This window comes from Pseudoalteromonas sp. OOF1S-7 (assembly GCF_022347765.1).
In the GTDB taxonomy this organism is placed as follows: Bacteria; Pseudomonadota; Gammaproteobacteria; order Enterobacterales; family Alteromonadaceae; genus Pseudoalteromonas.
In genome coordinates this window covers 1-26,516 of sequence record NZ_JAKRFZ010000009.1, presented here as the reverse complement: position 1 = coordinate 26,516, position 26,516 = coordinate 1, and the positions used below count along the sequence as shown (strand labels likewise).

General features: G+C 51.0%; 20 protein-coding genes and 4 tRNA genes. 13 read left to right on the top strand and 11 right to left on the bottom strand.

The features are described 5' to 3' along the window. Window positions 1-34: 34 nt before the first annotated feature. Window positions 35-1,042 (bottom strand): GGDEF domain-containing protein, encoded by a 1,008-nt coding sequence (locus MHN33_RS13810; protein ID WP_239398548.1) that lies wholly within the window; start codon window positions 1,040-1,042, stop codon window positions 35-37. 322 nt (window positions 1,043-1,364) lie between these two features. Here MHN33_RS13810 and MHN33_RS13805 point away from each other — a divergent pair, with 322 nt between their 5' ends. Continuing rightward, a complete protein-coding gene (locus MHN33_RS13805; protein WP_239398547.1) occupies window positions 1,365-3,128 on the top strand; it encodes a DUF885 domain-containing protein in 1,764 nt (587 codons plus the stop codon). A gap of 42 nt (window positions 3,129-3,170) precedes the next feature. Here the strand turns inward: MHN33_RS13805 and mtnK are convergent, their stop codons facing one another. Continuing rightward, window positions 3,171-4,373: an S-methyl-5-thioribose kinase gene (mtnK, locus tag MHN33_RS13800; protein WP_239398546.1), complete on the bottom strand. Its 1,203-nt coding sequence runs from the start codon at window positions 4,371-4,373 to the stop codon at window positions 3,171-3,173. 229 nt (window positions 4,374-4,602) lie between these two features. On the opposite strand from mtnK, the gene mtnA reads away from it, so the two are divergent. Beyond that, entirely contained in the window at window positions 4,603-5,625 is a 1,023-nt protein-coding gene (gene mtnA, locus MHN33_RS13795; protein WP_239398545.1) for an S-methyl-5-thioribose-1-phosphate isomerase, read from the top strand. Window positions 5,626-5,633: 8 nt separating this feature from the next. On the opposite strand, the gene MHN33_RS13790 is transcribed toward mtnA, so the two are convergent. The 3 genes from MHN33_RS13790 to MHN33_RS13780 are packed head-to-tail and all read right to left on the bottom strand — an operon-like array spanning window position 5,634 to window position 7,470. Then, the gene (locus MHN33_RS13790) at window positions 5,634-6,176 is read right to left on the bottom strand and encodes a cupin domain-containing protein (protein WP_239398544.1); all 543 of its coding nucleotides are present in this window, start codon (window positions 6,174-6,176) and stop codon (window positions 5,634-5,636) included. Continuing rightward, the gene (mtnC, locus tag MHN33_RS13785; protein WP_239398543.1) at window positions 6,173-6,859 is read right to left on the bottom strand and encodes an acireductone synthase; all 687 of its coding nucleotides are present in this window, start codon (window positions 6,857-6,859) and stop codon (window positions 6,173-6,175) included. The genes MHN33_RS13790 and mtnC overlap by 4 nt, the downstream gene beginning before the upstream one ends. After that, window positions 6,856-7,470: a methylthioribulose 1-phosphate dehydratase gene (locus MHN33_RS13780; protein ID WP_239398542.1), complete on the bottom strand. Its 615-nt coding sequence runs from the start codon at window positions 7,468-7,470 to the stop codon at window positions 6,856-6,858. The genes mtnC and MHN33_RS13780 overlap by 4 nt, the downstream gene beginning before the upstream one ends. A gap of 158 nt (window positions 7,471-7,628) precedes the next feature. On the opposite strand from MHN33_RS13780, the gene MHN33_RS13775 reads away from it, so the two are divergent. Beyond that, window positions 7,629-8,723, top strand: coding sequence for a methionine aminotransferase (locus MHN33_RS13775; RefSeq protein WP_239398809.1), 1,095 nt, complete (start codon window positions 7,629-7,631; stop codon window positions 8,721-8,723). Continuing rightward, window positions 8,711-9,496 carry an amidohydrolase gene (locus MHN33_RS13770; RefSeq protein ID WP_239398541.1) on the top strand — a complete coding sequence of 262 codons (786 nt, stop codon included), beginning with the start codon at window positions 8,711-8,713 and terminating at the stop codon, window positions 9,494-9,496. The genes MHN33_RS13775 and MHN33_RS13770 overlap by 13 nt, the downstream gene beginning before the upstream one ends. 64 nt (window positions 9,497-9,560) lie before the next feature. On the opposite strand, the gene MHN33_RS13765 is transcribed toward MHN33_RS13770, so the two are convergent. The 5 genes from MHN33_RS13765 to MHN33_RS13745 form a co-directional block, all read right to left on the bottom strand. Next, on the bottom strand, window positions 9,561-12,875 hold the full coding sequence (locus tag MHN33_RS13765) for a methyl-accepting chemotaxis protein (protein WP_239398540.1): 3,315 nt from the start codon (window positions 12,873-12,875) through the stop codon (window positions 9,561-9,563). 276 nt (window positions 12,876-13,151) lie between these two features. Beyond that, complete coding sequence (locus tag MHN33_RS13760) at window positions 13,152-16,481, bottom strand: amidohydrolase family protein (RefSeq protein WP_239398539.1); 3,330 nt, start codon at window positions 16,479-16,481, stop codon at window positions 13,152-13,154. 138 nt (window positions 16,482-16,619) lie between these two features. Then, window positions 16,620-18,776, bottom strand: a complete 2,157-nt coding sequence (locus MHN33_RS13755; RefSeq protein ID WP_239398538.1) for an ATP-binding protein — start codon at window positions 18,774-18,776, stop codon at window positions 16,620-16,622. A gap of 120 nt (window positions 18,777-18,896) precedes the next feature. Then, window positions 18,897-19,553 (bottom strand): response regulator transcription factor, encoded by a 657-nt coding sequence (locus tag MHN33_RS13750; RefSeq protein ID WP_239398537.1) that lies wholly within the window; start codon window positions 19,551-19,553, stop codon window positions 18,897-18,899. A gap of 227 nt (window positions 19,554-19,780) precedes the next feature. After that, entirely contained in the window at window positions 19,781-20,152 is a 372-nt protein-coding gene (locus MHN33_RS13745) for a histidine triad nucleotide-binding protein (protein WP_239398536.1), read from the bottom strand. Between the two features lie 206 nt (window positions 20,153-20,358). Here MHN33_RS13745 and MHN33_RS13740 point away from each other — a divergent pair, with 206 nt between their 5' ends. Beyond that, window positions 20,359-21,012 (top strand): DUF2057 domain-containing protein, encoded by a 654-nt coding sequence (locus MHN33_RS13740; protein ID WP_239398535.1) that lies wholly within the window; start codon window positions 20,359-20,361, stop codon window positions 21,010-21,012. Between the two features lie 23 nt (window positions 21,013-21,035). On the opposite strand, the gene MHN33_RS13735 is transcribed toward MHN33_RS13740, so the two are convergent. Continuing rightward, window positions 21,036-22,883: a M1 family metallopeptidase gene (locus MHN33_RS13735; RefSeq protein WP_239398534.1), complete on the bottom strand. Its 1,848-nt coding sequence runs from the start codon at window positions 22,881-22,883 to the stop codon at window positions 21,036-21,038. 130 nt (window positions 22,884-23,013) lie between these two features. Here MHN33_RS13735 and murB point away from each other — a divergent pair, with 130 nt between their 5' ends. The 8 genes from murB to MHN33_RS13695 all read left to right on the top strand — a co-directional run. After that, window positions 23,014-24,027 carry a UDP-N-acetylmuramate dehydrogenase gene (gene murB, locus MHN33_RS13730; protein ID WP_239398533.1) on the top strand — a complete coding sequence of 338 codons (1,014 nt, stop codon included), beginning with the start codon at window positions 23,014-23,016 and terminating at the stop codon, window positions 24,025-24,027. Next, a complete protein-coding gene (gene birA, locus MHN33_RS13725; RefSeq protein WP_239398532.1) occupies window positions 24,020-25,015 on the top strand; it encodes a bifunctional biotin--[acetyl-CoA-carboxylase] ligase/biotin operon repressor BirA in 996 nt (331 codons plus the stop codon). The genes murB and birA overlap by 8 nt, the downstream gene beginning before the upstream one ends. Then, on the top strand, window positions 25,012-25,710 hold the full coding sequence (locus MHN33_RS13720; RefSeq protein WP_239398531.1) for a type III pantothenate kinase: 699 nt from the start codon (window positions 25,012-25,014) through the stop codon (window positions 25,708-25,710). The genes birA and MHN33_RS13720 overlap by 4 nt, the downstream gene beginning before the upstream one ends. A 128-nt stretch (window positions 25,711-25,838) precedes the next feature. Continuing rightward, window positions 25,839-25,914: transfer RNA gene (locus tag MHN33_RS13715), tRNA-Thr, on the top strand. A 41-nt stretch (window positions 25,915-25,955) separates the two neighbouring features. After that, window positions 25,956-26,040 (top strand) — tRNA-Tyr (locus tag MHN33_RS13710). A gap of 44 nt (window positions 26,041-26,084) precedes the next feature. Then, window positions 26,085-26,159 (top strand) — tRNA-Gly (locus tag MHN33_RS13705). Between the two features lie 12 nt (window positions 26,160-26,171). Then, window positions 26,172-26,247 (top strand) — tRNA-Thr (locus MHN33_RS13700). 142 nt (window positions 26,248-26,389) lie between these two features. After that, on the top strand, window positions 26,390-26,516 hold a 127-nt coding region (locus tag MHN33_RS13695), incomplete at its 3' end, for a GTP-binding protein (protein ID WP_228553369.1).

Here is a 26,516-nt window from a genome sequence, read left to right as displayed (position 1 = left end):
GCAAAGCAGACGTCAGGGGCGCTGAAGCGGGATCTTAATTGGGGGCAGAAATATAATAGTTCTGACCCAGCGACTGGGCTTTTTTGGCTGCAAAAGCGGCGCGCTGTGCCAGAGTATTGAAGTCGTGCTCTGGTTGATGCTGGGCAATGCCAATGGCCAGGTCGATATCTGGAAAGGATATATCGCCTTTGGCGCTGACAAACTTCAGGCGGCTAACACCACGACGGATTTTCTCAGCAACGACCTGGGCCGTGTCGGCCTCACAATCAGCCAGCACAATCGTAAATTCTTGTCTGCCCGTTCGTCCCGGCAGCCCACTGTGCAGCACATATTTCTTTATTCTCTTTGCTACCCGTTGCAATACGGTTTCACCGACCAGCTCGCCAAAGTCCTGGCTAAAGGCATCAAGGTTTTCAACCAATACGGAAATGGCGCAGATGGATTTATCCTGAGTCAGCCACAGCTGGGTTTTGTGACCCAGATAATGACGTTTATAGAGGCCGGTTTGCGGGTCTAAAATACGTTGCTTGCGTAGTTTCAGTAATTGTTGCTGTTGTTTTTCGTGGAGCTCACGGGCCTTACGCAGAGCATTTTTAAATTGTTGATGCTGTTTAAGCAGCTGTTCCGTGTGTGCACTAAAATCGCTCAGAGCAGCCCGGGTTTTGACCACATTATGTTCATCCAGATTATGAATACAGTGGCTGATCTGCTTGGCAAAGCCGACCAGGTGTTGCTGGGATTGCTGTGCGGAGTCGTTGAGGTGATCTATCATGCCGCCCACTTGCTGGATAAGGGCTGCTTCTGTTTGGTGTTCTTTTTGCAAATACTCGTAGTAGAGCTGCTCGATATAAATACTGTCGATACTGGTGCGATTACGGATATCACGCTCCAGGCGTTCATTCAGATCACGGTGGGTCTGGCTGATATAGACGTAACCGATATGATAGTTCAGGGGCGTAGGGGGCAGCTTATTCTGTTCCAGAAACTGACAAACTTTAGTCATTTTTTCTTGTGCTATTGCCATGGGATCATGGAACATCATTCTATTTACCACAATAATCAGTTGCTGTTGTACATCTAGCCGAAGCGTTCAAAATGACACTCAATGAGCTGTCAGCTTCGCTGCGGTTACATTAATCGCTCTCCTGAGTTTTGCAAAGTAAAATTCAGCGCAATGAGTCAAATTTATCGCTTTTTTTACGGTGCTGCTGAATTAGTAATCACTTTTTTCGCCATCTCCCGGCTAGTGCAGTGTGCCCACACTTCGGGCGCTGATCAACCACTGGTCGTATTAAGTTGCAAGCCCTTGAGGAGCATGATTAGGTGTTGCGTAAATTTCACAAGATTGTTAAAGGAACACCCTCGTGAGCACCTCACTGAAAACGACTTTATCCCGCTCTCTGTGCGCAGTGACACTGGCACTGGGTCTGGCAGGATGTGAACTGACCCAAGTCAGTGCCGACCAGCAATTCACTGCTGTGGCCCAGCAAGTGATGGCCTTTCGCGGCGATAATGAAGCGCGCAGACTGGCCCAGTTGCCGGATCTGAGCGCGACTCACCTGGCTGCGAAAAACGCAGAGCGCGTTGCATTAATACACCGCTTAGACGCGCTGGATGGGGCAAAATTGAGTGAAGAAAATCGTATTAACCTGACGATCCTTCGTGCTCAGGTGCAGGATCAGATCGATCGCTACCGCTTCAAAGCCCATTATATGCCACTCAAGTCTGAAAGCGGCTTTCACAGTAGCCTGCCCTGGTTATTCAACGATGTGGACCTGAGCACCCCTGCAGGTTATACCGTATATCTGAAAAAACTTGCTCAGGTGCCGCGATATTTTGCGCAAAATATTGCCTGGATGCGTGAAGGGTTGGCCATTGGGCTAACTCAGCCAAAAGCCGTACTGGCGGGATACGAAGAGTCGATCAAGGCATTTATTGTTGATGATGTGACGCAATCGCAGTTTTTCCAACCTTTTGCGGTGAATCGGCACAAGCTGCCCGAGTCAGAGTTCAAGGCTATTCAGGCTGAGGCTAAAGCTGTACTGGCAAATCAGGTGATCCCGGCATATCGCGACTACCTGACGTTTTTCGTCGAGCAGTATCGCCCCGGTGCCCGTGATGACATTGGTATTTCCAGCACGCCGGATGGGGTTGAGTTTTACCGCAACCGCACGGCGCATTTCACCACGACTCAGATGACCCCGAAAGAGATCCATGAGCTGGGGCTGAAAGAGGTTGCCAGGATCAAGAGCGAGATGATGGAGATCATCGAGCAAACCGAATTTGACGGTAGTTTTGCTGAGTTTGTACAATTTTTGAGAACTGATCCACAATTTTATGCCAACAGCGCAGAAGAATTGCTGAAAGAAGCCGCTTATATCGCGAAAAAAATGGATGCACAGTTGCCTAAGCTGTTTCACACTTTGCCTCGTCGCCCTTATGGCGTTGCGCCGGTGCCAGATGCGATTGCACCTAAATACACCACAGGCCGATATCTGGGTGCAGACAAGGACACCGATGCAGGCTTCTACTGGGTCAATACCTATGCTCTGGATAAGCGTCCTCTGTATGTACTTGAAGCGTTGACACTGCACGAAGCGGTGCCGGGTCACCATCTGCAAATTTCACTGAACCAGGAATTAGACTATCTGCCAGATTATCGCCGTGACTCTTATATTTCGGCATTTGGTGAGGGCTGGGGACTGTACGCTGAATATCTGGGTCTGGAAGCCGGGTTTTATCAGGATCCGTACAGCAATTTTGGCCGTCTGACCTATGAAATGTGGCGGGCGGCCCGTTTGGTTGTAGATACCGGTATGCACATGTTTGGCTGGAGCCGTGAGCGGGCGATGAACTTTATGCGCGACAACACGGCCTTGTCACTACACAATGTGAAGACAGAAACGGACCGTTATATCTCCTGGCCTGGTCAGGCGTTGTCTTATAAAGTGGGTGAACTGACCATCAAACGCTTGCGTGCAAAAGCCGAAGCTGCATTAGGGTCTGATTTTGATATTCGTGAGTTCCATCACCAGATCCTGCGCCACGGCTCGGTGCCTTTGAGTGTACTGGAAACACAGATCGATAAGTATATTGAGTCGGTGCAACGCGCCAGTCAGACGCATTAAAAGCGGTGGATCCAACCCTGAGCAGCAGATCTGGGTTGGATCTTATTGCAGTACGCTAATGATCAGCTGATAGCAGGCGTTTTTGCTTTGACAGCTGCGGGCGTGCAGGATCAGTTGCTGCCCGACTTCTAGCGCCAGCCGCTGAGCGCGCAAACGTGCCTGGTCATCTTCAATCTCATCCAGATCACTGACATGGGCCAGTCCTATGGTACGGCGGATCATTTCGCTGCCACCGTAGCCAACGGCATCCTGCAAGACTGCACGCAGAAAGTGTTCTGCATAGCCTGCGACCTGCAGTGTGCTGTCTGTGCCATGTTGTGCACACAAAGTGAGCCATTGATGCTCAAATTCACTCAAACAGATATCTATCGTACGCAGCAGATAGGTATGCATATCACGACGTTTTGACGCTTCACTGATGCGGCCGTGTTGGGCACAGAAGTTGAGCAACAAATTACCAATGAAAGATCCTAAATCGAAGCCGATGGGCCCGAAAAAGGCAAACTCCGGGTCGATGAACTTAGTGGTTGTGTCATCAACAAACAGGCTGCCACTGTGTGCATCGCCATGTAACAGCGTCTGTGGTGACGACAGAAAACCTTGCTTGAGCCGGGCAACGGCCAGCTTTAGCGCAGCATTCTGGCGCAGTTTACTGACCTCATTGTGCAGTGCGTCGGGATATTGGTTACGCGTTGAGCCCTGATACGGGTCATCAAAAAACAGCGCTTCGGTGATGGCGCACAACTGTGGATTGGTAAAACACTGGACCAGTGCTTTTTTGTCCCCCGGGGTGAGGTAAAAATCGCTGTGATAAAAACTGCTAATCGCCAGGTAGTGGGCTACATCCCGGCCCAGATTGGCAAAAGTACGCCCTGCGTTAAGCTCTGCGCGCAAGATGTTCAGGTGACCGAGGTCTTCGAGTATGGTAACTGCCTGTTCACTGTCATGGTGCAGCACCTTAACGGTATGGTCCGGACACACCTCGCCATGGCGACGTAAGGCACTGGCTTCAATACGTGCCCGGTCCAGCGTCAGTGGCCAGCTTTCTCCTACGCAGCGGGCGTATGGCAGGGCCTGCTTGAGGATCACACTATGATGATGTTGATCGATGATCCGAAAAACGAGGTTCAGGTTGCCATCGCCAAATTCATAGCAGCTTAGTTTTGCATCCGGTGGGAACATACCCCTCAGATTATTGATGTATTCAATGGCTTTTTGATTGTCAAACGCCTGATAAGCACTCATCCGGATCATCCACTTAGAACAAAATAGATCAGCATTCTATACCTGCAAACGTTTAGAAGTCTATACATCTTTAGATCTTGATGTAGAATGGCCGAGTCTGATCAGTTAACCGGGCAAAGCACAAACTAAGTACGCTGGTCGGTAGCGTGCGGCACAAGGGGTTGTGTGTGCCAGGCATGATTATGGATGCGAATGGGCAACAGCCAGGATCAAAGCGGAGTAAGCAACATTGAAAGAATTAGTCGCACGAAGTCTGAAGTATCAAGCGGGCAGGGTTCAGGTATTGGACCAGTATTTACTGCCACATGAAGAGATATGGCATCATTGTGAGAGCGTCGCACAGATGAAGTTGCTGATCCTGACATTGAAAGTACGTGGGGCACCTTTGATTGGGTTGGCTGCCAGCCTGCTGGTTGCTTATCTGGCGGAGCAGGGTAGCAACAAAGCGCAGTTAAGTGAGGCGATTGATGAGCTGCAAGCCACTCGTCCAACGGCGGTGAATCTGATGCACTGTATGACCAGACTGCGCAAGGCGTTGCAGCAACACGAGTATGTTCATGCGGTGGTTGCCGAAGCTGAGCGTTTGTTCGAGGAAGATTGCGTGTTATGTGACCGGATGGCTACATTCGGTGCCAAATTGGTTGCGCCTGAAGATAATATCCTGACTCACTGCAATACCGGTTCTTTGGCAACCGCCGGGGTGGGTACTGCGCTGGGTGTGATCCACCATGCTGCCAGACAGCATGCTGATATTCATATCTGGGTGGACGAGACCCGCCCGTTGTTGCAGGGCGGTCGCTTGACGGCGTATGAGCTGGCACAGTGGCAGATCCCCTATACACTGATCTGCGACAACATGGCGGCCAGCCTGATGGCGGCGGGCCAGGTGGATAAGGTTTTCGTGGGGGCTGATCGCATTGCGGCAAACGGCGACTTTGCTAATAAGGTTGGTACTTATAATCTGGCTGTGCTGGCGCACCATCACAAAATTCCTTTCTATGTGGTTGCGCCGGTCACGACCCTGGATATGAGCTGTGCCTCTGGCGCAGAGATTCCGATTGAGCAACGCGCAGAGGACGAGGTAACCGGGGTGAGTGGCAGCTTCGGCAGCTGCCAGTGGGCACCGCAGGGGGCTAAGGTGTACAACCCGGCTTTTGATGTCACACCGGCTGCACTGATCACGGCCTGGGTGCTGGACACGGGCATCTATTATCCGCAGGAGGTTGCGGCAGGGGAGTTAGGCACGGTATGAGCGATGCTTTAACCCAATAACGGGAAACGCTCGGCGATTGGATTGTCGGTACTTTGTGCCACCCAACCCTGCGCATTGTTGAACAGGCGGATCGCGGTAAACTGGGGGTCGCTGCCCATATCAAACCAGTGCGGTGTCATGGCGGGCACGGAGATTAGATCGCCCTGCTGACACAGGACCTGATAAACCTGCTCGCCGATGTGCAGGCAAAACAGTCCCTGACCCTCAACAAAGAAACGCACCTCATCTTCACTGTGGGTATGCTCAAAGAGAAACTTCTGGCGCATTGATGCTGCGTCCGGGTGCCCTTTTGATAATGAGATCACATCCACGGTCAGGTACCCTCCCTGTGCTTTCAGGCGAGTAATATCCCGCTGATAGGCATCAAGAATGTCTTCATGAGAGGTGGTTTTGGTAATCGCAAAAGCGGCCTCCCATTGCTCAAAGCGAACGCCCACTTGCGCAAGCTGAGAGGCTATCTGGTTATGTACTGTACTCTGGAACTCTATGCTATCCGGGTGCTTATCATGAAAAATGGTCAACTGGCTCATTGTGATTCCTTTGCTTTGTATTGGCTAAAGTTTTCAATAAAGGGATGTGCCTGCGCGCGCGTCTGTCCGTCACGCCACAATTGCAGGGTCTGCATGCCTGCGGCTTGAGCTGCATCCAGTTCGGCTACCACATCGCTCAGAAAGAGGACTTCGTGTGGTGCGAAGGATATCTGACTGAGAATAGTCTGATAGGCTTCGGGTTGCTGCTTAGCACCCACCCGGGTATCGAAATAACCGCTGAACATGGGCCTGATATCACCATAATCTGAATGAGCAAACAGCAATTGCTGAGCCTGTACTGAGCCGGAAGAATAGACATAGAGTGCTTTGCCCGCAGCATGCTCGGTACATAAAAACTGGTGGGCATCTGGATAAATATGGCCTGTAAAATCACCGTTCTGATAGCCATATTGCCATATCATGCCTTGCAATTGCTTAAGCGGGGTGATTTTCTTATCTTCGGCTATCCAGTTGAGCAGTGATCCTATCACGCGTTCCAGCGTGGCCTGCGGCTCACCCAGTTCAGCGCGCACGGCATCCAGTTGTGCACTGACCTCTGGGGTGCGAGCGTGCTGGATCACGAAGTCGGGTAGTTTGTCCGCAGCATACGGGAACAGGATCTCTTTGACGAAAGAAATGCGCGTTATGGTGCCTTCTATGTCGGTCAGAATTGCTTTGATCATCCGTTTTTTTCCAGTTGTCGGCGCGTCAGTTCGCAGTTGAACAAAAACTCCAGTGCCTCGATATGGCGGCGAGTTTCGCTGATGTCTGCCCCCATGGCGTAGAGCCCGTGACCTCGGATCAGCACCCCGTTTTGGAGCGGTGTGTGGGCATGATAATCAGCCACCCGGCGCGCCAGAGCGGGTATATCCTGATCGTTATCGAAAACCGGGATTGCCAGTGTTTCCAGGTGACTGGTGAAGCCATACAGGGCCTTTTGCATTTCATAGCCGGTGATCTCGAGCTGGGGTTGTTCCGTCAAACGTGACAACACGGTTGCGGCTACAGAATGAGTATGCAAGATGCAGTGTGTGCGAGCACTGAGTGCGTACAGGGCCAGGTGCAGATCGGTCTCAGCTGAGGGCTTACCAGTTCCGGCAATGTGTGTGCCCTGGACATCAAATTCCAGAAAGTGCTCAGGCTGCAACGCACCTTTGTCGTGACCACTGGCCGTGACAACAAAGCCCAGCTCTGTTTTAATGGAAAAATTGCCTCCGGTGGCCGGTACCCAGCCTTGTGCGCTGAGCCAACGTCCGGCGTCTATCAGGGCATGTTTCGCTTGTGCTAATTGCATACGCTTACCTCTCACGAATAATATCGTGGATAATTTTAGACGGCTATACTTCTATTTGCAGCAATGATAGCATCGCTTGGGCCGTTACACCACATACAAACGAGGACTTGGTCGTGGAAAGCAAATTACCTCATGTAGGCACCAGTATTTTTACCAAAATGACCGCGCTGGCTAATCAGCATGGCGCACTTAATTTGTCTCAGGGTTTTCCCGAATTTGATGCGCCGGAACGCCTTAAGTTGAGACTGACACAGCATGTTCAGGCGGGTATGAACCAGTATGCGCCTTCGCCTGGGGTGCCGGCTTTGCAGCAGCAGATTGCGGCGCTGATAGAGCGAAAGTATGGTGCTCAGATCCAGGCTGATGCCCAGGTCACTGTCACTGCCGGGGCTACAGAAGCCTTGTTTGTGGCTATTCAGGCTCTGGTACGCCCGGGTGATGAAGTGATTGTGTTCGATCCGGCGTATGATTCTTACCATCCCGCCATTGAACTGGCTGGTGGCACCAGTGTGCATATCGCATTGCAGGCACCGGACTATCTGATTGACTGGCAGCGGGTTGCGGCGGCGATCACGCCGAGAACTCGCGCGATTATTGTTAATACACCCCATAATCCCAGTGCCAAAACATTGAAAGCAGCGGATATAGCGGCACTAAAAGCGCTGGTGATTGATCATGATCTATACGTGATCAGTGACGAAGTGTACGAGCATATTACGTTTGACGCCCAGCCACATTTGAGTGCATTACTTGACCCTGAACTGGCAGAACGGGCAATGGTGATAGCCAGCTTCGGTAAAACTTTTCATTGTACTGGCTGGAAGATGGGGTATTGCATTGCGCCCCAGACACTGAGCAAGGAGTTTCGTAAGGTCCACCAGTATGTGACCTTCTCATGTTTTACACCAGCGCAACTGGCACTGGCAGACATGCTTAATGAGGAGCCGGAGCATGTAGATGCGCTGGCTGAGTTTTATCAGCAGAAACGCGATTTGCTGATTGAGGCACTGCAGGACAGCCGGTTTACCATTTTGCCCAGCGAGGGCAGCTACTTCCTGTTGCTGGATTACAGTGCTATTTCGTCACTGGATGATGTCGGCTTTTGTGATTATCTGGTCGAAGCCATCGGCGTTGCCGCTATTCCGCTCAGTGTGTTTTATGCACACGGTAGCTCAGATAAAGTGATCCGTTTGTGTTTTGCCAAAGAAGATAACACTTTGCTGGAGGCTGCGAAGCGATTATGTCAGCTTTAACTGTCGCCCTGGTCCAGCAGTCCATTGACTGGCTGGCACCTCAGCAGAATTTTGCTCAACTGGATATCCAGCTGAGTGCTCAGCAGGTGCAGCTCAGCGGCTGCGATCTAATCATTCTGCCGGAAACCTTTGCAACGGGTTTTGCCCTGGCCGAGCCCTGTGCAGAGTCGCCGGTAGGTGGTGAGGCATTGACTTTTTTACAGCGTCAGGCACAGCGCTGGCAGGCCGTTGTTGCGGGTAGCGTGCTGGTGACACAGGGCGAGAAAAAAGCCAATCGTTTTTACTGGTGCTGGCCGGATGGTACGGTGCGCCATTACGATAAACGGCATTTGTTTTGTCTGGGCAAAGAAGGCGACCATGTGATTGCCGGGAGAGAACGGGAGGTATTCGAGGTAAACGGCTTTCGGATCTTGCCACAAGTGTGTTACGACCTGCGTTTTCCGGTATTCCAGCGTAATCGCAATGACTATGATGTCATGATCAATGTAGCCAACTGGCCTGCTGCACGACGTCGCATCTGGGATACCCTGTTGCAGGCCAGAGCAATTGAAAATCAGTGCTACGTACTGGGCTGTAACCGGGTTGGTGAGGATGGTTTTGGCACGGCACATAACGGCGGCACGGCAGCCTATGATTTTACAGGCGCTTTACTGGCGAGCGCCCCGGACGACCAAGCCGATGTGCTGGTGGTGAGCCTGGAAAAGGGGCCACTGGAAGCGTTTAAACAGGGCTTTCCTGCTCATCTGGATGCCGATTCATTTTCTCTGCAATAAGTTTTTATGTACAGTGCGGTGGAAACTATGACGCACTGTACATAACACTGACCCTGACAGAGGCTTAAGAGGCATTATAGCTGTGGATCAGCAGCGCCTGCTCGGGTTGCGCCAATGCATCCGTATTCTGCTGACGTGAAGCAATTTCAAAATAGCCCAGCAGCTCACGCATTGCATTGGCTTGTTCCGCCATTTGTCTTGCCGCAGCCATAGTTTCTTCAGTGATAGCTGAGTTTTCCTGAATTAAATCGGTCAGACGCTGTACCACGATATCCACTTCCTTGATCGACTGTTGCTGTGTGGTGGTCGACATATTGATTTTCACTATGTTCTGACTGACATCGGCAACGGCTTCGACTATCTGATTGAGCTTATCACCCGAATTGTTTGCCAGTTGGGTGCCTTGTTCCACTTTCTCATTGCTGTTGGCAATGATCTCTTTAATCTGCTTGGCAGAAGCGGCACTGCGGCCCGCCAGTTCACGCACTTCGTTTGCGACTACAGCAAAGCCACGACCATTTTCACCGGCTCTGGCCGCTTCTACGGCGGCATTGAGTGCCAACAGATTAGTTTGAAATGCCAGTGCATCAATCACTGACACAATTTCATTGATGTCTTTGCTGGCCCGGTTGACTTCTCCTATGGCTGCGACCGTATCCTGAGACAGCGATCCCCCTTCTTTGGCGATGGTCTCGGCATTGCTGGCCAGCTCTACCGCGGTACCAGACTGTTTGGCAACCTGAGTCAGCTCTTCCAGCATGTGGCCGGTGCTGGCACTGGCTTCTTCCAGGTTCGCTGCCTGCTCTTCGGTGCGCTGGCTGATCTCGGTGTTGCTGGCAGCAATCTCACCGGCACTTTGTGTGACCTGGCCCGCCGCATACTGGATCCCTTCAATCACTTCGGTCAGTTTGGCGATAGTGGCGTTGACATCACGCTGCAGGGTTTCGAAGACACCTTCATAATGGCCATTGATCTGCTCATTGAGCTGCCCTTTGGCCAGCGCACCCAGTACTCGGGTGACTTCATTGATGGCGTCGGAAACCGTCGTGGTCGACGTATTCACGTCTTGCTTGAGCTGTAACAGCTGACCCTGCAGATCGGATTCAATTTGAATGGTAAAATCTCCCTGGCTCATGGCTGACATGACGCTGGCCAGCTCTTCAATCACACGGCTGAGGTTGTTCACCGAATGATTGATATCGGTTTTGAGGGTGTCCAGCTGGCCCAGCATAGGCGAATTGATGGTTCTATCGAAGCGCCCATGACTGATTGCCATCATCACTGAAGAAATCTCGCTGATCGCTTCGTCAACACTGCGTACTGACACATTAATGTGTTCTTTCAATTCACCGAGCTGACCCTGCGCGGGAGTTGACACGACGTGTTTAAAGTCTCCCTCACTGACCGCTGCCATGGTGTGACCGATGTCTTCAATAATGGCTGCAAGATTTTGCACGCTGGAGTTGGTGTCCTCTTTGAGTTCCTCCAGCTGGCCGCGCAGCGGTAGCTCAAGGCGCTGACTAAAGTCACCCTGACGCAGTGCACTCATCATGGCCGCCAGGCCATCAATGGCCCCGGCTACGCTGCTCACAGAATTATTCACGCTCACTTTGAGCTGTTGCAGGCTGCCCTGTGCTTCAACCTGAACTTGCCCCTGAAAATGACCTTGTTCCATATCCGACATCACATCGACAATTTCGGTCATGGTGGTGTTGATAGAGAGCATCGAGCTGTTGATATGCGCTTTCAGGGTTGCCAGGTCGCCACACATCTCGGATTGCAGCTGTTTATCGAACTGGCCTTGTGACATGGCATGGATCACCTGACCTATGTCGCTCAATGCACTTTGCAGGCTCTGGGCACAATCATTGGTGGCGCGTTTCAGGCTATCCAGCTCGCCTTTACATGGTACGCTGATCCTGTCATCAAAGCGGCCGGCGGCCATGCGGTTCATCACCCGATTGGTTTCTGAAATAGACGACTGTAGTGCATCCAGTAGCGAGTTGAACGCCTGACCACAGCGGCCAATTTCATCCAGGGTATTTATCTCGGTACGCAAAGCGAAGTCGCCTTCCTGTTCTACTTTGCGTATGGTGTTCACCAGTGCGTGAACCGGACGAGTCAGGGTGCGTGCAAACCAGAATGCGGCCACGATGATCATTAGCACACAGGCGGCCAGTACGATGAGTAACTGAGTACGTAACGTATTGATGGGCGCGAAGGCCTCTGCTTCATCGATTTCGGCCAGTAATGCCCAGCGCACATTAAATACGTCCACCGACGTGTAAGCCGACAGTACCGGGTTGCCGTTGTAGTCCAGCACCACCTTTTGCCCTTGCTGCCCCTGCATGGCCAGCTGGAAGGCTTCGGTATTCACTGTGCCTTTGTCTGGGTGGCGGAAGGAGGCGATCACTGAGTGATGAACCGGGTCCAGATAAGAATCTGAGCGCATCAATCCTTCCGGCCCAACCAGATAAGTCTCGCCGCTTTCTCCCAATCCCTGGCGCTCTGTCATAATGGCGTTCAGTGCATCAATTGAGAGTTGGAAGATGAGCGTGGCTGAGACCTGGCCATCAATCACCAGTGGGGCGGCCACAAAACTGGCCGGAGCATTATATGAAGGCAGATACTGCTGGTAGTCAACAAACGCCATATCGCCTTCTCGGGTTAACTCACGAGCGGTGAGAAACGCTTTGGCAATATTACTTTGTGCGTAAGGGCCATAGAGCAAGGAGGTGGCAAAATCGCTCTCTTTATACACGGAATAGATGACATTGCCGCTCAGGTTATCAACGATAAAGATATCGTAAAATTCGTATACGTCGGCAATTTTCGTGAAAAACGCGTGGTATTGTCTATGTACTTGATCATATGTGTCATTAACGGGGCTGCTGGTCAGATTAAGCTTTTCCCCCAGAGGATGAGGGTTCTCCGCCAGGTAGCGGGTTTGCAAAGTGATCCCTTGAGGGGATAAGTCGTCTAAGAGTATCGCCGGTGGCGCGGCCTGCTCGTTAAGTGATTTAAATCGTGGGGCAAACTGTTCGCGATAAAAGCCTTCCAGGCTGGCAGGAACGGCAACGGTATCATCGACTTCGGCATAAGCCCGGATAAAATCGGTGGCTGCTTGTTTTACATAGGGGTTCACCGCGAGGGAAACCAGTTTGTCCTGCACGCCGCTGAAATGACGTTCTATGGCGCTCTCTTTAATTTCGCCGACTGCACCCAGTTGAGCGTACACCTGACGGGTCATAGCATCGGATGACTGCATCAGGGTCATGGCGATGATGATGGCGGTCGGGATCAGGGCAACCAGTAAAAAGGCCGAGATCAATTTTTGTGTCAGGTTAAGTGACTTAAAGAAGTGGCTGAGATCAGACATGCTCCCTGCTCCTTGTATTAGCTTGATATACCCGTGAGGCTGTACTGGTAACTTGTGAACACGCGGCCTCGCTGCGTCGCCATCATAGCATGCGCCAGACGAAAGAGTATCCTATTCAGTGACACAGTTTAGAACAGTTCTCGACATTATCCAGCGTGCGGATCGGGACAAGCCGATATGTGTAAGGCACTGCCGCCAGAAGATAAATGCGTTGATGGGGAGTTTGGCGAAAAAAAAGCAGCCTTTCGGCTGCTTTATGAATGGAATGACCTGGAATTAGTGTTTCCAGTGATATTTATGTGCTTTTTCTTCCATGTAAGCTTCTGTCGCCGGGTGCATGGGCGTTTTGCTGCCATTTTCGAAGAACAGCGGCTGTCGCTGCACATTGTAGTTACCGGTTTCGTTCATGGTTGCGGCATCATAGATGCGACCATTCAGGACAGTGTAGGCGACTTTTTCAGACGCGCGGATGTCGCTGAGCACATCACCGTCGATGATCACTAAGTCGGCCAGTTTGCCTTTCTCGATGGTGCCGATATCGTGATCCATGGCCAGGTACTTCGCACCGTCAATGGTGCCGCTACGCAGTGCTTCCCAAGGCGTAAAGCCACCTTGTGCCATTGACCACAACTCCCAGTGGGCGCCCAGGCCTTCACGCTGACCGTGCGCACCAATGTGCACGGTAACGCCTTTATCACGCAGCTGCTTGGCAGATTTCGCTGCATTGATATGGTTGTAGTGGTGCTCAGGTGCTTTTTCACGGCGCACAGAGCGTGGGTTCAGAATGTAGTCCGGAACAAAGCTTGCCAGGCGCTCATTCTTCCACACGTCAGTGGTGTCATAGAAGTAGTCTTCCCCTTTAATACCGCCATAGGCTACGTTAAAGGTTGGCGTAAAGCCGGCTTTGGTCTGGCTCCACATCTGGGTGACGTCTGAATAAATATTCGGGATCGGCAGGGCGTGCTCAAGACCCGTGTGCCCATCGATGATCATATTCATGTTCTGCTGGAACTTAGAACCGCCTTCCGGCACCACCATGATCTCCATCTGTTTTGCTGCTTCCAGCACCTGCTGGCGGGTATCACGACGTGGGTGGTTGTAGCTCTTAACCGTAATCGCACCGGCATCTTTCAGACGCTTAACGTGGAATTGAGCATCTTCCAGGTTGCTGATCGGGGTTTTGTATCCTGGTGCATTACCGGCATAGAGGATCCGGCCTACGGAGTAAATACGGGGTGCAACACTCAGGCCGGCACGTTGCATTTCTGCCATTGAGAAGATTTCGTTGGAGTCATTCGACGGATCGTGAATGGTGGTCACACCAAAGCTCACATTCGACAGCTGATTCCAGTTTTGCTCTGGTTGCAGGTTGTAGCTGCCATAGCTGCCGTGGGCGTGCGCATCAACCAGGCCCGGGATCACGGTTTTACCTGTGATATCCATGACCTTAGCTTTGTTCGGGATCTCGACTTCACTGCGGGTGCCCACTGCGATAATGCGGTTTTCTTCAATCAACACGACACCATCTTCGATGACCTCTTGTTGCTCGTCGGCATTGCGCATAGTCACGACTTTACCGCCAACCAGGGCCAGAATGCCTTCAGGTTTGTCGGCCTTTTTCTCAAAGCTCAGATCGATGCCTTCGGCAGTCAAAGGTTCAGCCTCGGCTGCGGCACCTTGCAGGAATGCAAAAGTGTCGCTCAGCTTACGCTGGTATAAAGTCGGACCAAAGGCCCAGGTCAGGGTGCTGCTGTCTGCCTTCCAGTTCAGGAAATCACCTGAGTATTTAGAGACTTGCTGCACCGGGAACGATTTAGAACCTTTGTTGATAGACAGGGTTTTACCTGTGCTGGTGAACGGGGCAACAAAGGTATTGAAGTTCTCGATGAAGGCCACATAGTTACCATCTGGCGAGACGCGGTAATCAAAAATGTAGTCGCCTTTGAAGTGTGAACGCTCTTTTTCACCACTGAGGTCAACGGATTTCAGTTCACGGTGTGTCTCATCGCTCATTACGCTGAAATAGATGCGGTCTTTTTCTGCCCCAAAGTGCGGGTTGTCACCACGTTTGATGATGCGTTTGGCTTCGCCGCCTTTGGCACTGGTCAGATAGATGCCCGGTTCCATTGACCAGTCACCACTGAGCAGGTAACCACCGGTCACTTTGCGATACAGCACGTGCTTGCCATCCGGTGAGAAGCTGGGGTTGATGTAATGGCCCGGGTCCTGGGTGATCACCCGGCCTTTACCGCCACTGGCCGAGACAATGCGCACGGCGCCTAAGTCCTGGTCGTCCCAGCTGGTGTATACGATGTACTTGCCATCGCGTGAGAAGCTTGGGTAGAACTCAAAGTGGTCGTTTTGTGTTGTTACACGGCGCACTTTACCGGAGGCAATGTCTTTGGTGTACAAATGGCCCAGCGCCTGGAACAGGGCAGTTTTACCGTCCGGAGAGATCTGCGACCAACGCGCCAGTTTGACCTTGAAGGTGTCCGGTGCTACATCCACGGCAAATTTCAGTGCCGGGGTAATTTCTTTTTCAGCCACCACGCGGGTTGGGATCACCTTCGCCTGTTTGCTGGCGATATCCACTTTGTGGAAGACACCACCGGCCCAGAAAACCAGTGCTTTGCCATCCGGCGTGTAAGCGAATGCCGGGGTGTTACCCTGTGCGCCATTGGCTTCTTGCAGGTCACGGTCCAGACCGGCAAAGATCTCGGTTTCGATGCCAGACTTCAGATCTTTGATGTACAAGGCACTTTGCATGACCTGACCATTTTCAATGCGCTTTACGAATGCCAGTGATTTACCGTCCGGGCTTGGGGTCGGGCGAATTGCGCCGCCGGAGCCTCGGATCACAGTTTCTTCATCACCGGTAGCCAGATCCCAGGAGCGGATCTCAAATACGGAGCCCAGTGCATTTTTGTTGTATTCCCAGGTTACGCCAGGGGTGGCATCCACTGAGTAGTAGAGCTTCTTACCATCGGTAGAAAAGGCGGGCTCGGCGATGTTCTTCTGTGATTTTGCACCGTGCAAACGATCTCTGACAACCACGCCTTTACCACCTGAAATGTGGTACATACGGATTGAACCACCCGGAATTGTTCGACCGGTTACCTGACCTTGCTTTACTGCGATGTACTGGCCATCTGGTGACCAGGCTGGGTTGTGCAGCAGGTTGTGAGACTCATCTGACACCTGGCGCATGTTGCTGCCATCAATGTCCATCACCCATAGGTTTTCAGCGCCTTCACGGTCTGAAATGAAAGCGATTTTAGTGCCATCCGGGGAGAACTTAGGCTGGAAGTTCCAGGCTCTGTCACTGGTGATCGCCGTGGCTTTGCCACCGCTCATTGGCATGACGTAAATGTCGCCCAGCATATCGAAGATAATGGATTTGCCATCAGGGCTGACATCCAGGTTACTCCAGGTGGTCTCATTGGTGTCTATGGTAATGGTTTGCTTGTCACCCGGCGGGTTCAGCACGTTCCACTCTTTAGTACTGGCAGCTTCAGCTTTATCTGTGGTGGCTGCCACGCTGGGCGTGCTGAGGCCAATCATGGCGGCACCGATGGCAATGGCCAGCGGTGATTTAAGTAGTGTCATAATGAAATTTCCTTCAGATTTCTTGTTATCTGGGTAGTCAGGTACCCTGTGTCAGCTAGGATGAACAAATTTTCCCGTAAAGTCGACTTTGTGGCGATAAAAGTACCGCTTTGTGCGTTTGCTTTGCAGTGCATTGTTTCAGCCGATGGTCTGGTGGCGCACATACTGTAAATAGGCTTCCAGGCTCTGTTGCCACAAGATCATGGCATCGGCCAGCTCCTCGTCACAGCGTTTCTTGTCCAGCAGCCGGCGTTCAATTTTCTTCAGGGTCAGGCCATAACGATTAAAACCAAGCTGCAATGCCGTGCTGGCCTGGCGGTGCAGGAGCTTGATGCACTGCTGAGTGTCCTCATCCAGTAATTGCTGAATGTGACGCAATTTAGTTCGCGCAGATAAAACAAATTCGTTGTAGATGGATGAGACTTCATCTTCGCTAAAACCGCTCAGTGATGTGACCGCGCTTTCATCATACAGGGTGTCACTGAGTTCAACGCTGATGTCCGGTGTTTGCGCTTTTTGTGAGTTACTGATGGCCTGACGCAGCTTATCTTGTTTAATTGGTTTACCCACGACATCGCGGATCCCCAACGCCAGATACTCCTTAATTTCTTCCGGACTGAGGCTGGCCGTAAAGGCCAAAAACGGCGTGCGTCGATTCTTGTGTTCTATGTTTTTGAGTCGCTTCAGTACTTCCTGGCCGGTTAAGTCTGGCAGATTCATATCCAGCAGCACCACATCGAAGGCATGCTCAGTGAGCTGCTCAATGGCACTTTGACCGTCGTTGGCTAATTTGATCCTGTGCTCATCAATAGCCATAAATTCAATGGCAATCTTACGATTGAGGTCGAGATCTTCAACCAACAAAACGTCCAGGCCGGTGGCATAATCCACATTATGATGGCGCTTTTCAACCAGGCTGAGTTCTCCGACGGTCAAGGTTAAATCAAAACTGAAGGAGCTGCCTTTATCCAGTTCGCTGATGATTTCCAGCTGGCTGCCCATTTTATCCAGCAGACGTGCTGTGATAGCCAGGCCCAGACCGGTGCCGCCTTTGGTTTTACCGGCACTGCTTTGGACATAAGGCTCGGTGAGTTTTTCTATGTCTTCTTCTTCAATACCGGGGCCGGTGTCAATCACGCTAAAACGCACCCGGTGTTCCATATTTCCTTCTTTGATCAGTGTCACGCAGATTTTTACCTCGCCCTGATCGGTAAACTTGATGGCATTGCCCACCAGGTTTAGCAGGATCTGACGCAGCTTTTGCTGGTCGCAGTAGTAGCAAATCTGCTCGGGCATGTCGTACACCAGGGTAAAAGTGAGTCCACGCTGCTCTGCCATTGGTGTCATGAGCAGACAAAGGTTATTCAGCCAGCTCTTAAATTCAATGTCTTCGGCGGCCAGCACCTCATCACTCTGTTCCAGGCTGGCATAGTCGAGTACTTTGTCGATAAGCAAATTGAGGGACTCGGCCGAATTAATAATGGCTTCACAGTAGGCTTTACTGGCCTGATCCCCAATACGGTTAAGCACCAGTTGTGCACTGCCCAGTATGCCGTTGAGCGGGGTGCGGATCTCATGGCTGACGGTGGAGAGAAACAAACCGCGGATCTCCAGATCCTGTTGCGCTTTTTCTGTCAGGCGATTGAGGTTATGTTCACGCCGCTCGTTACATAAAATGGCCATGCCGGTGGCGTAAAAAATGGGCGCCAGCACACCATTGAAAAACAGTGTGATGGTGAACCAGGGGCTGTCGAGCAGATTACCGTGATGGATTTCACCCATTAATAAGGTACGACCGGTAAATACACACAGAATAAAGCTCAGCACAATGAGATAAACGATGCTGCCATTAGGGTACAAAGGGTGAGCATAGCGGATAAAATAATACAGCAGCAGCAGTGCTTCGGCGATATGCTGGAGATCGGAGATCAAAATACGCTGCCTGAGACCGGGGTGGATGGCACTGAAATAGACCAGTGCACAAAACAATACACCTGTGACAATCAGATAGAGCCTGAAAGCTCTGTCCCGGACGCCTAGAAACTGGCTAATTGCCCAACAATGGAGCATGGATGCCGCAAACAGCAGGCCGTTAGCGACTCCTATGCTCTGCCACTGCTGGAAGTGACTGTGCAGCGCAAATCCAATAATGCCGGTAAATAACACCAGAGGGTAAAAAATGTACAATACCGTGCCTGGGGTGTCTTTATTGGCCCGCCATGTCAGATAATTAAGCAGGGTCATCATCGCCGTCATAACGACGCTGGTGACATACAAAGTTTTGGGATCCAGCATGGTGTACCCTAGCAAAAAATAGACTTTGCTAGCATAAAAGGAAGTATGGGATCAGTAAAGTGGTGCAAAGCAGTAAACAGTGCCGTGAATGACCCGGCACTGTTGTCATTGAGAAGTTAGCTAGCGGATCTCGTCGGGGATATTTTGTTGCGCCCATGACAATAATTCAATCCGGTTACGGCATTTTGTTTTTCTGAATGCACTGTAAAGGTGCGTTTTCACCGTATGTGGGCTGATGTTCAGATCTTCGGCAATCTCTTTGTTCTTCGACCCTTTACTCATCAGAGTAATAATGGCCTTTTCACGTTTGGTGAGTTTCACCGGCTCAATATCACCTTCAGTCAGTTTATGTAATGCGTCTTTATTGAACTGCAACATGCGGTTCAGTGCATTGCACATAATCTCACGTCGGTACCAGAGCTGATCTTCCATCAACAGACGGATCCCCTTCATCAGCACATCCGCATTGTCTGTGGTGTAGAAGACGCCGCGGATACCGCTGAGCAAGGCGCGGTTAGCCAGCTCGGGGTTTTCATCGAGGTTAAACAGAACAATGTCACAGCTGACTTTCAGGTTGACGAGCTGTTCTTTTAACTGACCCCAGGCATCGCTGGCGGCTGTTTCGATGAAGAGCAAACGAGTGTTCTCTGGTACTTCTGAAATATCGGTCCCAGTGATTACGTCCAACCCCTGAGTTTTCAGTAAAGGTTGTAATACATTGACGCCTATGGTGTTAATAGGTTCTTTGTCTAGCAATAAAAATGCAGTACTGCTCATGTGGAAAACACTCTCATTCTGTCTGATTACGCAATGCTATCACGTGACTCAGGCCTTTTGTATTAGAAATCACATCAATAAATAGATTGTTCTGCTATATATTGTGGCATTTCTGATCTTGTTGTTGAATTAAAGCCTTAGGTTGTTATGTAAGGCTTTGATTAATATGATTTTAATTTTTATTTTGCTAATATGTTAGTAAATTACATTCTTTAACAAAGAATAATTTAGCTTAGTACTTTCTTCCTATCCTGGTACGGTGGCCAGCCCATTTCTTTGCCGGCGAGCACATGTAAATGAATATGGTAGACGGTCTGGCCGCCATCGTTATTACAGTTCATAACTGCGCGATAGCCGTTGTCAGCAAAACCATGCTCTTTAGCAAGTTTAGCTGCTACGAGATACAAATGCCCAACCAGGTGTGCATTTTCTTCATTAATGTCATTCATGGTGGCAATCGGGGTTTTTGGGATCACCAGCACGTGAAAAGGGGCTTGCGGATTGATGTCCTTAAATGCCAGGGCCAGATCATCTTCATACAGGATATCGGCGGGAATTTCCCGATTAATTATCTTGGTAAAAATTGTTTCTTGGCTCATTATTTTTCCTTGTAGACGATAGTTTAGCTGATCAGCATAGCGTGCAGAGAGTAAGATACAAGCGAAAACTGTTGTTCAGAGTTTAGTCATCTGACAACCGCACTCTGTGCAGGGGTAAGGCCTGAACGGAGCGCTTGAATACTCTGTGGCTATTTTAGGTTCAAAGCTAAGTGTCAGCCACATTAACAACAAAATAAAGAGGAATTATGAAGAAAACACGCATTTTTTACTTTCTGCTGGTCAGTTTGCTCAGTGGGCAAGTTGTGGCGGCACAATTGTTTTTCCCCGAAGAGCTACTGCCGTTACAGGTAGGGCAGCAGGAAATAGAGCACTCGTTTTTTAATAAAGTGCGGGATCTGTCACTGGCAGCAGGCAGGCATCAGCTGCGCGTTAAATACACAGACTTGTACGAGGTAGGGTACGACGATCATGAAGTGATTGAGTCAAAACCGTTCTGGGTCACCATTGAAGTGGCAGAGCGGGGGGATTACCATGTTGAGTTTGAACGGGCCGATACACTCAAAGCGGCCAGGCAATTTGCAAAGCAGCCACAGCTGTGGCTCAAGGCGCCAGACGGGACACGCACGCCAGTCAAAACACTGACCCAACAGTTGCGGATCCGCTCTGTACCAGAAGCGGTGGAAATGCCTAAAACTCCTGTGACTAAGCCAGACTATGCTGACTCTTTACCCGTCGAGCCGCCTGTGGCACCTCAGGCTGGCAAATCAGCTGTACCCGTGGAGTCTGCTGTTGCGCCTCAGGCAGGCAAGCCTGACGCAGCGGCAATGCTGGAGTTCTGGTGGCAGCAAGCGAGCCCGGCTCAGCGCGCGGCGTTTTTAGAAAAAGTACAGCCGCAGTGAGGCTGTACTGTTGTCGGTATCAATTAGTTAGCAAAGATAGCATCAATAGTGCCTTGTGCTAACGGGTGATAACCCGGACGGGCTTTTTGGTAGACTTCATAAGCCCAGTCGCGTTTGCCATTGGCAACCAGTGACTTGTACAAGCGCACGATGAGCTTACGGCGGCCAATGCCACTGAGGTGCTTGTCGAGGGCCGGGTAAATGGCGTCATAGCCATTGCCAACGGCCAGCATAAACCAGGCAAAGGCCAGCTCGGCATTGGTTGAGTTGGTCAGCCCAAACGCCTGATCGAGCGCTGCCATTTTATCCTGTGCCAGGTCGCGCGGCAGGTTATTAATAAAGTGCAGCCACTCGTGCACCGTCCAGCTGGTGGTGGGAATGGCATTAAGCGTGCTGTTTCCTGCTAACCAGGCCTTTGTCGCGGCATCTACTTTGTCAAATGCATCTGAGGTCGGGTTCGGTGCATCGGCCGGTAATCCCGGTTGGTGGATCCACTCATTGACTTTGTCCATGCTGACTATGCCAGGGTGTTTGTTGATGAGGTGTTGCTCTATATATTGAACAAACTCGGCGGTGGTCAGTGATTTAAACGCGTAGGCGTCAAAGTAGCCTTTCACAAAGGCGTCAAACACTTTACGGCCAAACTTTTCTTCCAGGTAGATCAGGAACAGCTGACCTTTAGTGTAAGGAACCGTGCTGAATGCATCGTCCGGATCGCGGCCATTGAGGCGCAGATTCAGGCGCGTATCCGGTGCCGGCAACTCCTCAACAACGGTCCGCAATCTGGCGGAATCCAATGCTTGCTCCATGACCGCGCGCTCACGACCAAACACTTCTTCCATAATGCGGTTTTCGACATAAGAGGTAAAACCCTCATTCAGCCACAGGTCTTCCCAGGTGGCATTGGTGACCAGGTTGCCCGACCAGGAATGTGCCAGCTCGTGGGCTATCAGGTTAACCAGGCTTTTGTCACCCGCAACGACGGTTGGGGTGATAAAGGATAAGCGTGGGTTTTCCATGCCACCAAACGGAAAGCTCGGCGGCAGCATCAGTAAGTCATAGCGTCCCCAGGCATATTCGCCGTACATAGCATTGGTCTTATCTATCATTGCCTGGGTATCATTAAACTCAGCAACAGAGGCATCTAATATCTGTGGCTCAGCAAAGATGGCGGTTTGGTGCGACATCTTTTTATATTCGAGGTTACCAGCACCGATGGCGATAAGATAAGGCGGGATGGCCTGCGGCATATCAAACCAATAGTCGCCATCTTTGATTAACGCGCCACTGTTGTCGGCACTCATGACTGCACGCACATCTTTGGGTGTATTAACACGGGCGGAATAGGTAACACGCATCGCTGGAGTATCCTGGACGGGGATCCAGCTGCGGGCATGGATAGCCTGAGACTGGCTGTACATAAATGGATGCGACTTACTGGCGGTTTGCTCTGGTGTCAGCCATTGCAGGCCGGATGCCTGTGGCAAGCTGTTGTAGTAAATACGGGCTTTTTTCGCTTGTTGTTTAAAGCGGATTGTCAGTTTGGCGCCTTTCACATCATCGCGTTTAGCAAGGGTGAAAGAGGCTGGGTACCATTTGCCGTTGCTGCCCTGATACATCACCTTGTCTATTTCAAGGTCTCGGGTATCCAGCACCAGGGTTCTGGCTTGTGTGTTTCGCCATGCCAGCGTGTGTTCCACAAAACCTTCCAGCTGTTTGTCTGCAAAGTCGACATCCAGATCCAGGTGAAGGTGCGTACTGATCACGTCGTTGAGGTTGGCATAGGTATGTTCGTCCACCGCCTGAGCACTCAGCGCGGTATGTGACAGGCCTGCCAAGGCAAGACCAAAGGTTAGGGCAGAAAGTTTCATTATTATCCTTGCTCATGATGTGAGTAGAGCCGTTGTTATACCACTTAAGTGCCAAAATGACACCTTGATGCGCCAAAGCCAAGGATAGGCTACACTAGCGGCAATTTTGCATTTGTTACAGGGTTCGGGTGTGCATTCTTTGCAGTCATTACACACATTCTCGCTACCGGCGTCATGCCGCACTTTGCTGCGTATAACGGATCCGGCGCAGCTTTACGACCATGATTTTAGTACGCCGTTTTATATTCTGGGTGAAGGCAGTAACAGTGTGTTCCTGAGCGATTATGCGGGCACAGTGATCCAAATGGCCAATCGTGGCGTGGCAATCGAAGAGCAAGCCAGTCACTACGTTGTGCGCGCAGCAGCCGGTGAATCCTGGCATGCACTGGTGATGCATCTGCTGGCACAAGGGATTGGCGGGCTCGAGAACTTAGTCTTGATCCCGGGCACCCTGGGTGCAGCCCCGATCCAGAATATCGGCGCTTATGGCGTGGAGCTGGCCGATGTGTTGTATCAGGTGCAGGGCTTTGATATTGCCAGCCGCACCATGCAAACCTTAGATAAAGCGGCCTGTGAGCTTGGCTATCGCGACTCTGTCTTTAAACATGTGCTGAAAGATCGCTTTATTATTACCGAAGTGACTCTGCATCTACCCAAACAGTGGCAACCTGTGCTGAGCTATGGCCCCTTAAAAGCATTGTGCTGCGATACGGTGACCCCTCAGGCGGTCGCTGAACACGTGATGGCAACCCGACGCAGTAAACTGCCCGACCCTCAGGTGCTGGCAAATGCCGGAAGCTTTTTTAAAAATCCGGTGGTCGACAAAGCGCAAGCCGACGCCTTGGCCAGTCGTTATCCCGACATGCCCAGTTACCCGGTCGATGCGCAGCATTGCAAGCTGGCCGCGGGCTGGCTCATTGAACGCGCCGGGCTTAAAGGCTATCAGCAGGGTGGGATCAGAGTGTATGAGCGCCAGGCCCTGGTGCTGGTCAATGAAGGCAACAGCAGAGGTGAGGACCTTAAGGCGGTGATCAGCCATATTCAGCACACCATACTTACCCAGTTTGACATAGTGCTGGAGCATGAGGTCAGGCTGATAGGCCCGCAGGGTGAAATTACAATACAGGAAGCGCACTATGGTTAAAGCACCCGATGGCAACAAGCTGGCCATTTTACATGCCCTGAAGTGCGGTGAATTTGTCTCCGGACAGGCACTGGGCGAACAGTTGGGGATCAGCCGGGCGGCGGTGTCTAAGCACATTAAGTCTTTACAGCAAATGGGCATCGATATTTTTAAGGTAACGGGCAAGGGCTATCGCCTTAATAACAGCCTGCCTTTATTAGCAGAAAACGAGATCCGTCAGAGCTGGGCGCAGCTCAGTGACACGCCGTGTCAGATAGAAGTGCATTCTATTATTGATTCGACCAATAGCGAGCTGATGCGTCGCATTCAGGCCCACCAGTATATTCCCAAGGGACAAGTGCTGGTTGCAGAAATGCAGCAGGCTGGGCGAGGCCGGCGTGGTCGTCAGTGGCAGTCTCCGTTTGGTGCCAACTTATATTACAGCTGTTACTGGCAGCTGGATGAAGGCATGCAGGCTGCCATGGGGTTGTCGATTGCCGTCGGGCTGGCGGTGCATGATGCGCTTAAAGCCTTGTTTGATTTGGATGTGCAACTTAAGTGGCCAAACGATGTGTATCTGAATGAACGAAAGCTGGCGGGCATTTTAGTTGAGCTGGACGGCCAGGTTGAAGGCCCCTGCCATCTGGTGATTGGCATCGGCCTGAATGTGGCGATGCCAGATAGTGCTGCAGGGCAAATTGATCAGGCCTGGACGGATCTGAGCCAGCACGTTAATGCGGTAAATAAAAATCAGCTGGTAGCCGTGCTGACTTTATGTCTGCAAAAGCGCTTAGAGATTTATCAGCGGCATGGGTTAAGTGTGATGACAGAGCAGTGGAATGCACTGAATGTGCATCGTCAGCAGGCCGTGACGCTGACCACAGGGCAAAAACAGTGGCGGGGCATTTGCGAGGGCATAGACTCACAAGGTGGGCTAGTGCTGCGTCAGGATGGTGAGCTCAAAACTTATTATGGTGGTGAAATCTCAGTACGTAAGGAAGCATCATGAAACTGCTCGTAGATGTGGGTAACACGGCACTGAAAACGGCAACGCTGGCAGGGGACGTTATCACCTTAGTGACTGAGGCAGATATTCCCTGGTCAGAGATAGAAGAAGTGCTGATTGCGCAGGTGGGTAAGGAAGAGCTGGTGGCGCCGCTAATTGCACGTGCGCAGCAACTGGCGATTCCACATTATCAGGCGAAGACCAGTGCAACATTGGGTGGGCTAACTTGCGCTTATCCGCAATTTGAGAACCTAGGAGTCGATCGCTGGCTGACGGTGGTGGCCTGTTATCATCTTTATCCACAGCAAAGCTGCGTGATACTCGATTGTGGCACCGCCAGTAAAATTGATGTGCTGAATAAAGCAGGCCAACACCTGGGCGGTTGGATCTTGCCGGGACTGGACCTGATGATCGGCAGTCTGGTGAGCAACACCCAGAAAGTCTTCAGTGATGATACCAGCCCCTTTTTGCCGGAGCTGGGTACTAACACACCCAACGCGGTCAAAAATGGTGCTCTGGCCGCAACTCTGGGGGCACTGGAGTATTATTTGAGCCAGTCTGATGACATTCCCGTGATTGTTTGTGCAGGTGGGTATGGCGAATTAATGCAACAACACTTGGCCCGTCCCAGTACATATAACGATATTTTGGTGCTACAAGGCCTGATGTACTGGCGTAAATATCAGCAGTTTGCATAATAATTTGCCTGCAATACAGGTTTTTGCTGTAAATGTGACCATTTAAACAATTATCTGTGATTTTTTTTAATTTGGGTGTTGCATAGTCCCGGTCATTCCTCTAATATCTCGCCCCGTACTAAAGCAGTGCCGACTTAGCTCAGTTGGTAGAGCAACTGACTTGTAATCAGTAGGTCATCCGTTCGACTCGGATAGTCGGCACCAGTTTTTAAACAGCAACGCTTTAGACAAGAATTTTTTGACGTGGAGGGGTTCCCGAGCGGCCAAAGGGATCAGACTGTAAATCTGACGGCACTGCCTTCGCTGGTTCGAATCCAGCCCCCTCCACCACTTTATTCTTGACGGTTAGAGGTAGTTAAGAACAGGTTCCTAAAGCGGGCATCGTATAATGGCTATTACCTCAGCCTTCCAAGCTGATGATGCGGGTTCGATTCCCGCTGCCCGCTCCAGTTTTCTGGTGTGCTGATATAGCTCAGTTGGTAGAGCGCACCCTTGGTAAGGGTGAGGTCGGCAGTTCAAATCTGCCTATCAGCACCAGTCTTCGGATCTTCCTAAATACTTCCTTTGATTTGTCATAAAAACATTTATAATTGTACAGAATAATTCTAATCTGCCGCCGTTGTGGCGTGTGGATTATTTTTATATGTAATCTAGATACACAAAACTTATAGGTTCCGTCATGGCAAAAGAAAAGTTTGAACGTTCGAAACCGCACGTTAACGTTGGTACTATCGGCCACGTTGACCACGGTAAAACTACCCTAACTGCAGCAATCACTAACGTACTTGCAAAAGTATACGGTGGTG

Excerpts from the sequence above, each read along its gene's own strand:
- MHN33_RS13720 (WP_239398531.1), top strand. The coding sequence starts at position 25,012 with ATGAAACTGCTCGTAGATGTGGGTAACACGGCACTGAAAACGGCAACG.
- MHN33_RS13760 (WP_239398539.1), bottom strand. The coding sequence starts at position 16,481 with ATGACACTACTTAAATCACCGCTGGCCATTGCCATCGGTGCCGCCATG.
- MHN33_RS13755 (WP_239398538.1), bottom strand. The coding sequence starts at position 18,776 with ATGCTGGATCCCAAAACTTTGTATGTCACCAGCGTCGTTATGACGGCG.
- MHN33_RS13735 (WP_239398534.1), bottom strand. The coding sequence starts at position 22,883 with ATGAAACTTTCTGCCCTAACCTTTGGTCTTGCCTTGGCAGGCCTGTCA.
- MHN33_RS13765 (WP_239398540.1), bottom strand. The coding sequence starts at position 12,875 with ATGTCTGATCTCAGCCACTTCTTTAAGTCACTTAACCTGACACAAAAA.
- MHN33_RS13790 (WP_239398544.1), bottom strand. The coding sequence starts at position 6,176 with ATGAGCCAGTTGACCATTTTTCATGATAAGCACCCGGATAGCATAGAG.
- MHN33_RS13775 (WP_239398809.1), top strand. The coding sequence starts at position 7,629 with ATGACCGCGCTGGCTAATCAGCATGGCGCACTTAATTTGTCTCAGGGT.
- MHN33_RS13750 (WP_239398537.1), bottom strand. The coding sequence starts at position 19,553 with ATGAGCAGTACTGCATTTTTATTGCTAGACAAAGAACCTATTAACACC.
- MHN33_RS13770 (WP_239398541.1), top strand. The coding sequence starts at position 8,711 with ATGTCAGCTTTAACTGTCGCCCTGGTCCAGCAGTCCATTGACTGGCTG.
- mtnK (WP_239398546.1), bottom strand. The coding sequence starts at position 4,373 with ATGAGTGCTTATCAGGCGTTTGACAATCAAAAAGCCATTGAATACATC.
- MHN33_RS13780 (WP_239398542.1), bottom strand. The coding sequence starts at position 7,470 with ATGCAATTAGCACAAGCGAAACATGCCCTGATAGACGCCGGACGTTGG.
- MHN33_RS13745 (WP_239398536.1), bottom strand. The coding sequence starts at position 20,152 with ATGAGCCAAGAAACAATTTTTACCAAGATAATTAATCGGGAAATTCCC.
- MHN33_RS13810 (WP_239398548.1), bottom strand. The coding sequence starts at position 1,042 with ATGATGTTCCATGATCCCATGGCAATAGCACAAGAAAAAATGACTAAA.
- birA (WP_239398532.1), top strand. The coding sequence starts at position 24,020 with ATGGTTAAAGCACCCGATGGCAACAAGCTGGCCATTTTACATGCCCTG.
- MHN33_RS13740 (WP_239398535.1), top strand. The coding sequence starts at position 20,359 with ATGAAGAAAACACGCATTTTTTACTTTCTGCTGGTCAGTTTGCTCAGT.
- mtnC (WP_239398543.1), bottom strand. The coding sequence starts at position 6,859 with ATGATCAAAGCAATTCTGACCGACATAGAAGGCACCATAACGCGCATT.